This is a genomic window from Chloroflexota bacterium (assembly GCA_013152435.1).
Taxonomy (GTDB): Bacteria; Chloroflexota; Anaerolineae; order DUEN01; family DUEN01; genus DUEN01.
Genome location: JAADGJ010000029.1, coordinates 1 through 7,307, shown reverse-complemented (window position 1 = coordinate 7,307; position 7,307 = coordinate 1). Strand labels below are relative to the sequence as shown.

Here is a 7,307-nt window from a genome sequence, read left to right as displayed (position 1 = left end):
AGAAGATGCGTATACAGACACGACACCTTGCCTCGTCCCTGCAGGCGCCATGTATGCCAATATGGACGTTGGACTTTGAAAAGGCCCTAGGAAGGAGGAGGGGTCCTTTTCGTTGGAAGTGGCGTGGAGGGGCATCGAGGGTGTGGTCCCTCAGGCGATGGGGAAATCCTCACGGCGCGTCAGCGGCTACGCCGCGAGGCGCCGACTCGATGGCAGGGGGCGAGTCGGAATGACGGAGTGGATGAAGCGAGCCTCCGATGTGAGGTCACTCCATCGCGATGAGGCAGCGCCCTCTCGGAGGCGCGAGCCGGAGGATCGCAGAGCGCGAGGGCACGGGCCTCGTCAGGAGATGGCGATGGCCGCGATCCGGTTGCGATGGGATGTTCCGCTGAGGCCGGGAGTGGGCCAATCGATGATCTGTGGGATGGATGTCCGGCCCGGGATCACTCGACGCGCCGGATAACGGCCACCACCTTTCCCTGCACTTCCACCTGATCCGCGGGGACCAGAATCGGGTCATAATGGGGATTTGCGGGCTGCAGACGCACCTCATCCCCTTCTAGATGGAAGTATTTCAGCGTGGTCTCCTCTCGATCTTTCAGCCAGACGGCCACCATCTCCCCGTTGCTCGCCGTCTTCTGATGGCGCAGGATCACCAGGTCGCCATCACCGACCAGGGCATCGATCATGGAATCCCCGCGTACCTCCAGGGCGTACAGGTTCTCCGGGTCAGGGGACAGGACCTCTGCCAGTTCCACCGTCTCACCGCTGTATGGGTTCTGCCCCGTGACATCCGGCACGGGAATGGGTTCGCCGGCGGAGATGCGGCCCAGCAAGGGGATCTTCAGAGATGAGGCGGATCCCGCCGTGCCGCGCAGCGGTTTCAACAGGCGAATGCCCCGCGACACGGTAGGGTCTCGCTTGATGTATTGGGCGGCCTCAAGCTTCTTCAGGTTGTAGTTCACGACGGAGGTGGAGCTGATCCCCACGGCGGCCCCGATCTCTCGGATCGAGGGCGGGAACTCATTCTCCTCGATATACCGCTCGATAAACTCCAGTATCCGCTGCTGTCGCTCCGACAAGCCCATGGCTTCCTCCTTCCAGGATCGGCCATCGATTCCGGTTTGGAAAGTTTGTTCTATTATAGCGCGAACACACGTTCTAGTCAAGCGGCTATCCCAAGATTCCCAAAGCCGCGCCACGTTTTTTCCCAAGAGGCGGGGGAACTCGTCCGGCTGTTGGGCGGCACGGAGCTTCTGTGGCACTCATACTTGCCACCGCCTCGCGTCTCGCTTACAATATCCCTCGCGCAGATGGCCGTTTGGGCGAGGGGATCCCCCCTCGCGATCCGATCGATGTGATCCCGGGGGGAGGCTCGCTGTTCTCGTCGTCCATTAGGTTGCCGGGAGCCGTTAGGAGGATCCGGCGCACTGATGGCCCGTTAGTGCTGCCGCAGAAATGAAGCAGTCTCCCTCCTGATATTGCCAGAGCAGGTGGGCGACGGCAGGTAAATCCCCCGTCTGGGAAAGGGCCCACAGGAGGCGCCGTTCATGCGGTGCTGCTCACAAAACGGCCTCCTGTGAGCTCGCCGACACCAGGCGGGGAGACCACCAGAAACGACGAGAGGGGGTAAGGTGGCTTTTCACCCTCGGAGAGGAAGTCTTCCTTTGCGCAAGATAGAGATTGTGGTCCTTGTGATTCTGGCGTGGGTGGTGGCGAACGTCGTCGCCTGTGGAGCTCCGACGGCCACTCCCACCACTTTCGTCTCCTCGCCTCCTCAAGAGGTGACCTCCAGGCAGGTGGACTTGCAGGCTTCCCTGGAGGAGGCGATCCAGGCGAGATTGGATCGCTTCCTGGCCGATTTCCTGGGGGAGGGCCTGAAGGATTTGAAGACGAGCAAAGCGCAGATCCGAGATCGCCAGTTCGCCCGCTGGCAGGGGGTTCTGACCCCGCAGGCCTGCCCCCTCGTGCATTACAAGATCGCCTATCAGGGCGTTTATAAAGACGGGAAGTGGGAGCTGTACGAGGAGGAGGACGGAGAGACGAACCTGGCGCGGGCGTGGGCTGTAGCCTACAGCGCCGCTCATGACGGAGCGAAGACCGCCGTGCCTGGGATGAAGATCCGGCGCGAGGTCTCGTTGAATCCGTCCATCATCGGGGATATCCTCCAATCCGCCCTTGAGGATCCGGACAGCAACGTCATGAGGGCCACGGCGGGATTCTACATTTGCATTACCGATGCCGATGGCTATGGGAACCTCCCGGCGGAGGATCTGAAACGGGTTCAGGAGCTGATCCCCCAAGTCAGGGAGGCCTTGCAGGGTTCACCGTGAGGGAAGGGGACGGCTCGTCATTCATGCCTCGATGAGCGAGCGGGGGGAGCGCTCCCTGTGGAAGGGGAGACCGCTACCGCCGCTGCTGATTTTCATGACGGTCGTGTGCTCAGGATTCCCAACGGGATTGGTCTGGATCTCCACCTGGGCCGGGGATAGCGGACCGGGAGGCGATCCCCCAGTTCCCCGCCCCCTCCTCTCTTCTGAAGCACGCGATTTCCCCCCGCTTTCCCTCCGCAGCGGATGGAGGGGGCTTGCGACCGGATTGACGAAGACGAAGAAGGTGATCGTTCATGCAGACCATAGATGAAACACGGGGTGGAGAACGTCTCCACCATAAAGTGGCGATTATCAGCCTGGATGGCGCGACCTGGGACGTGCTGCTGCCGTGGATTCGGGAGGGCCATCTGCCGAACCTGGCCAGGATCATAGGCGACAGTGTGTGGGGGACGCTGCGATCGACGATCCCGCCGGTGACAGCTCCTGCCTGGACGTCTTTCCAGCTGGGGAAGTCGCCCGGCAAGCACGGACTGTTTCACTTCACGCATTACCAGCGTGGCAGCTATGACATGGTGACCGTCAACGCGACCCATGTCCCACCGCCCACCCTCTGGCAGCTGGCCAGCCAGGCCGGGCGTCGCGTGTGCATCATCAATGTGCCGGTGACCTATCCCCCTCAGCCGATCAACGGGTATGTGGTCAGTGGGATGCTGAGCCCACGCCCGGAGATGGCCTTCTGGCCTCCCGAGCTGTGGGAGGAAGTCCAGGCCGCCGTCAAGGGCTACACGATCCTGGGCACGATCTCTAAGTTCGACTATCTGGGCATTCGCGGCTTCGTGGATATGATGACCGAGATCGCCAGGAAGCGGGCCCAATTGGCGCAATACCTGTTCGCCAAGGAGGACTGGGATCTGTTCATGGTCCACTTTCAGGACACCGACACGCTGCAACACGCGGCCTGGGCCTGGATGGATCCCTCCCATCCGGACTTCGCCGACAAGCCGGCCTCCGAGCGTGAACACGTATTGGGTTTCTATCGCGCCCTGGATGCGATGATCGGCGAGCTCGTGGACGCGTTCGGCGATGAGCGCAATCTGATCGTGATGTCCGATCACGGGTTTGGCCCCGTGCTGCGCCGGGTGTATATCAATCAGTGGTTGCAGAACGAGGGATATCTGGCCAGCTTCCAGCAGAGCTCGCTCAAGGGACGCCTGATCGGTTGGGCGGAGACGGCTCTTCGCCGTGCGGATGTCTTCAAGCTGCGCCGTCGCCTCATCAAGCCGCGCGGGCGTCTGGAGCACACGGTGGAGAAGCTGACCGGCAGCCGCCTCATCGACTGGGCCCATACCCGCGCGTACGCGCCCACGGGCCCCTTCTACGGTCGGATCTATCTGAACACCGTCGGCCGGGAGCCCTTGGGCACGGTGGAGCCCGGCCCGGCCTGGGATGCCCTGCGCTCTGAGTTGAAGGAGAAGCTCCTGGCGCTGGTGGACCCGGAGACCGGGCAGCGGGTGATCGAGCATGTGTGGTTCCGAGAGGAGATCTACCACGGTCCCCAGGCGGATGTGCTGCCCGATCTGGTGGTGGCGCCCGCGGATGGCTATCAGATCGCGACGAACTTTCGGCGGGGCATCCTGTTCGAGAAGATGCCGCGCTTCCTGACCGGCACGCATCGCATGGAAGGCATCGTCGCTTTGCGCGGGCCGGCCTTCCAGGCCCGGGAGCACCCCATTCAGGCGCGCATCGAGGATCTGGCCCCGAGCATCCTCTATCTGCTGGGGATCCCCGTTCCCGATGACATGGATGGGCAGGTGCTGGCGGAGGCGCTTCGGCCGGAATTGCTCGATCGCTACCCCATCACGACGACCGCTGCTGCAGCAGCTCATCAGAGCGAGGACGACGTGTTCTCAGAGGAGGATTTGAAGGAGATCACGGCTCGCCTCAGCGATTTGGGATATCTGCAGTAGCCTGTGAGAGCGCGTTGGAGAGATCCCGTTGCTCCTGCCATGGGGAGGCCCGGAGAGGCGAAGCTCCTGGGGGGGAAGCCTCTCTCTCATCTCTGCCCTACTCGCCCACGGCTCGGATCCATGCGGAAAGGGCCGGGAGGGGCAGATGTAGGCCGGAGAAGTAGGAGGGCTGTGGAGAGAGGGCTCCACATCTCCCCTGTGGGGCCGCACTGAGGGATGTCTCCAGACACCTCGCCGGTGAGCTTTCGGATACACTCTGAGGGATGTATAGGACATAAGGGGATGATCCCCCCATCCGCTGCCAGCCGACGGAACGGAGTCGCGTACAAGTGCCAGCCATGGTGACCAAACCGCCCCAGCTCGCGACCGGGGAATCGCCTACGGCCGGGTGGCCGATCTTCCTGGCGCTCGCGGCCGGGGTGATCTTCCTGGTCATCGGCCTCACCACGATGGCCGCGCGCCTGGGCCCGGAGTATGGCGTTCTCGGCATCATCGCCCTCGCGGCTGGGCTGGGCTGCCTGGTGCTGGCCGCCAGCGACCGGGACGTCCTCCCGTTGCTCCTCCTTCTGAGCCTGCTCCCCTCCCTGCGGCTCATCCTGAGCGATGTCCTGACGATCTATGCCTTTGATCCGGTCCTGGCTCTCATGTATCTGGCCTGGATTTGGGATATCCGGGCCGGACGGATCGAGAGGCCCCGGATATCCCTCGTGGATCTGCTCTGGCTTGCGTGGATCGGCTGGCTGTTTGCGTCCGCGCTGCTGTCCGCCTATGTCCCGCCGGCTCTGGGCCATTGGACCTTGTGGCTGCGGGCCTTCCTGATCTATTTCTACGCCGCTCATCGCCTGAATCGGCGCTCCATCTGGATGCTCGCCGGGGCCTTATCCCTCATCATCGTCCTGGAGAACGGATTGGGGTTGCTTCAGTTCTGGACGCGCACCAACATCGGGGCGATCTCTGACATGGTGGGAAGGAGCGTGAACGAGGCCCGGCAGGTCGCACTGTCCAGCGGGGGACAGCTCTTTCGCGTGCGGGGCACGTTGGGCTCGGACACGGCGTTGGCCCACTGGCTGGAGCTGATCTTGCCCCTTCAGCTCAGCCTGCTCCTGGTCGCGGACTCGCCTCGGCGGCGGCTCTGGCTGCTTATCGTCATCGCCTCCGGCGTCACCGCGCTGATCCTGACGTTCACCCGTGGCGGTTGGGTCGGCCTGGTCGTGGGCGTCGGCGCGGTTTTGCTCTTCAGCATCCGAAAGATCCTTCGATATCCCAAATTGCTGACCGTCGTCGCCGGAGCCCTGCTCCTGATGATGTTGGGGGCCGTGCCGTTCGCCGGCCTGATCCGCGGTCGTCTGCTGGAGAGCGCGACCGATACGGTCTCCGTGCGGTTCAATCTGAACCGGGTGGCGGTCCAGGTGATCCGGGATCATCCCCTGTTTGGGATCGGCCTGGGCAATTTCCCACGCGTCGCGCCTGACTACGGTGTAGGGTATACCTGGCTGGTGGAGGGGGCGGAGCACAAGGTCCATAACCTTTACCTGGCCCTGGCCGTGGAGGGCGGAATGCCCGCGTTGCTATGGTTCCTGTTGTTCCTGATATTGGCCCTCGTCACGGCTGGCGTGGCCGGCCGCCTGGAGGAGGGGAGGATGGGCGCTCTGACGCAGGGGGTCCTGGCCGGTCACGTCGCGGTCCTCATCCACGGCCTCGTCGCCTGGGGGCTCATCTCGTACATGGTGTTTCCCTTCTGGGCGTTGATGTTCGGGCTGTTGGTGGCTTCGACCCGGATGTGCATCACCACACTCGCCCGGTGACCCGATGATGGATTCTGCGCTGCGCGTGGCCCTGATCGGCATCGACTATTTCCCCTACCGAAGCTCCAGCGATAAGAACTATTGGCTGGAGCTGGTGCCGCTGCTCCGCCCCCACGCCGATATAGAGATCCTCTCCTTTAATTACCGGCCGCAGGCGTCGGAGGTCCAGTACATCGGGGCGCTCCCGGTCCGCATCCACAACGTCAAGCCCGCCCATCTGGGCGTCGATCTGCGGCCGGATGTGTCCTCCCGGCATGATCCTTACAAATGCCACTCGCACTTCAAGCGACAGCCGCGCAGCCTGATCGAGTACACGTTGTCCCTGCTGAGGATCGTCCCCAGGATCCGGCGGCTCTTCGACGGGCGTGGCCCCGAGGTCATCCACTTCATGGACAACCTCGGACCGGCCATGCGGCTGTTTCGGGCGCTCCCCTCGCGTCCCAGGCTGACCGTCAGCGCGATGGGATATTACGCCCGGGGACGCTGGCATGATCCCTACCTGCGGCTGAGCTTCGCCGGGATGGACGCGGTGGTCCCCTACAGCCGGGCCTATGCCCGCAAACTCTCCGAGATCGGGCTCCCCGGTGAGCGCATCTATCCCATCCTGTGGGGGGTCTCCCTCCCGAAGGTGAGTGCGGCCGGCCGGGCGGAGGAGATGCAGGCCGCCCGGCGATCATTGGGGCTTCCTCTGCAGGCCAGAGTGGTGTTGTGGACCGGGCCGATTCAGCAGCTGGGATGGGCGGAGTTCCAGGTGGCCCACCGGGTTGCCCGGCTGGTGCGGCAGCGACGCAAGGACGTCGTGTTCATCTTCCTGGTCAAGCCGGAGGTGGAGTGGCCGATCCACGAGCTCGCCGCGGGGGAGGGAATCCGGGTTCTCCGCACCTCCCCGGAGGAGTTCCTGGCATACCGGCGGGCGGCCGACCTGATGCTGGCGCCGGTCACCCGTCTGGGATCCATCGTCACCCCGCCCCTCACCTGGTTGGAGTTCATGGCTTTGGGCATCCCGATCGTGACCAACCGGGCGCCCGGAGTCGAGGATGTGATCGCCGATGGGGTCTCCGGCTTCGTGGCCATCGAGCTCGCTGATCTGGAACGGGTGCTGAGCCGGGCGTTGGATGCGGATCTCTCCGCGGTGGGGCAGGCAGCGCGCGAGCGGATCGCCCGGAAGTACACGGTTGAGCGCGCCGCCAGGGAATATCTGG

The 7,307-nt window shown here is 63.7% G+C and carries 5 protein-coding genes; 4 read left to right on the top strand and 1 reads right to left on the bottom strand.

The genetic code is table 11. From position 1 onward, the window contains the following. Positions 1–443: 443 nt before the first annotated feature. Positions 444–1,088 carry a transcriptional repressor LexA gene (gene lexA / locus GXP39_03920; GenBank protein NOZ27187.1) on the bottom strand — a complete coding sequence of 215 codons (645 nt, stop codon included), beginning with the start codon at positions 1,086–1,088 and terminating at the stop codon, positions 444–446. Positions 1,089–1,667: 579 nt separating this feature from the next. Between lexA and GXP39_03915 the strand changes: the two genes are divergently transcribed. From GXP39_03915 to GXP39_03900, 4 genes are all read left to right on the top strand, one after another. Beyond that, positions 1,668–2,333 (top strand): hypothetical protein, encoded by a 666-nt coding sequence (locus GXP39_03915; GenBank protein NOZ27186.1) that lies wholly within the window; start codon positions 1,668–1,670, stop codon positions 2,331–2,333. Positions 2,334–2,626: 293 nt separating this feature from the next. Beyond that, positions 2,627–4,300: a hypothetical protein gene (locus tag GXP39_03910; protein NOZ27185.1), complete on the top strand. Its 1,674-nt coding sequence runs from the start codon at positions 2,627–2,629 to the stop codon at positions 4,298–4,300. A 329-nt stretch (positions 4,301–4,629) separates the two neighbouring features. Further along, entirely contained in the window at positions 4,630–6,105 is a 1,476-nt protein-coding gene (locus GXP39_03905; protein NOZ27184.1) for an O-antigen ligase family protein, read from the top strand. Positions 6,106–6,109: 4 nt separating this feature from the next. Further along, positions 6,110–7,307: glycosyltransferase family 4 protein (locus GXP39_03900; protein ID NOZ27183.1), on the top strand; the 1,198-nt coding region annotated here is incomplete at its 3' end.

Bases quoted from the DNA above. Each gene is read 5' to 3' on its own strand.
- lexA (NOZ27187.1), bottom strand. From the start codon at position 1,088: ATGGGCTTGTCGGAGCGACAGCAGCGGATACTGGAGTTTATCGAGCGG.
- GXP39_03910 (NOZ27185.1), top strand. From the start codon at position 2,627: ATGCAGACCATAGATGAAACACGGGGTGGAGAACGTCTCCACCATAAA.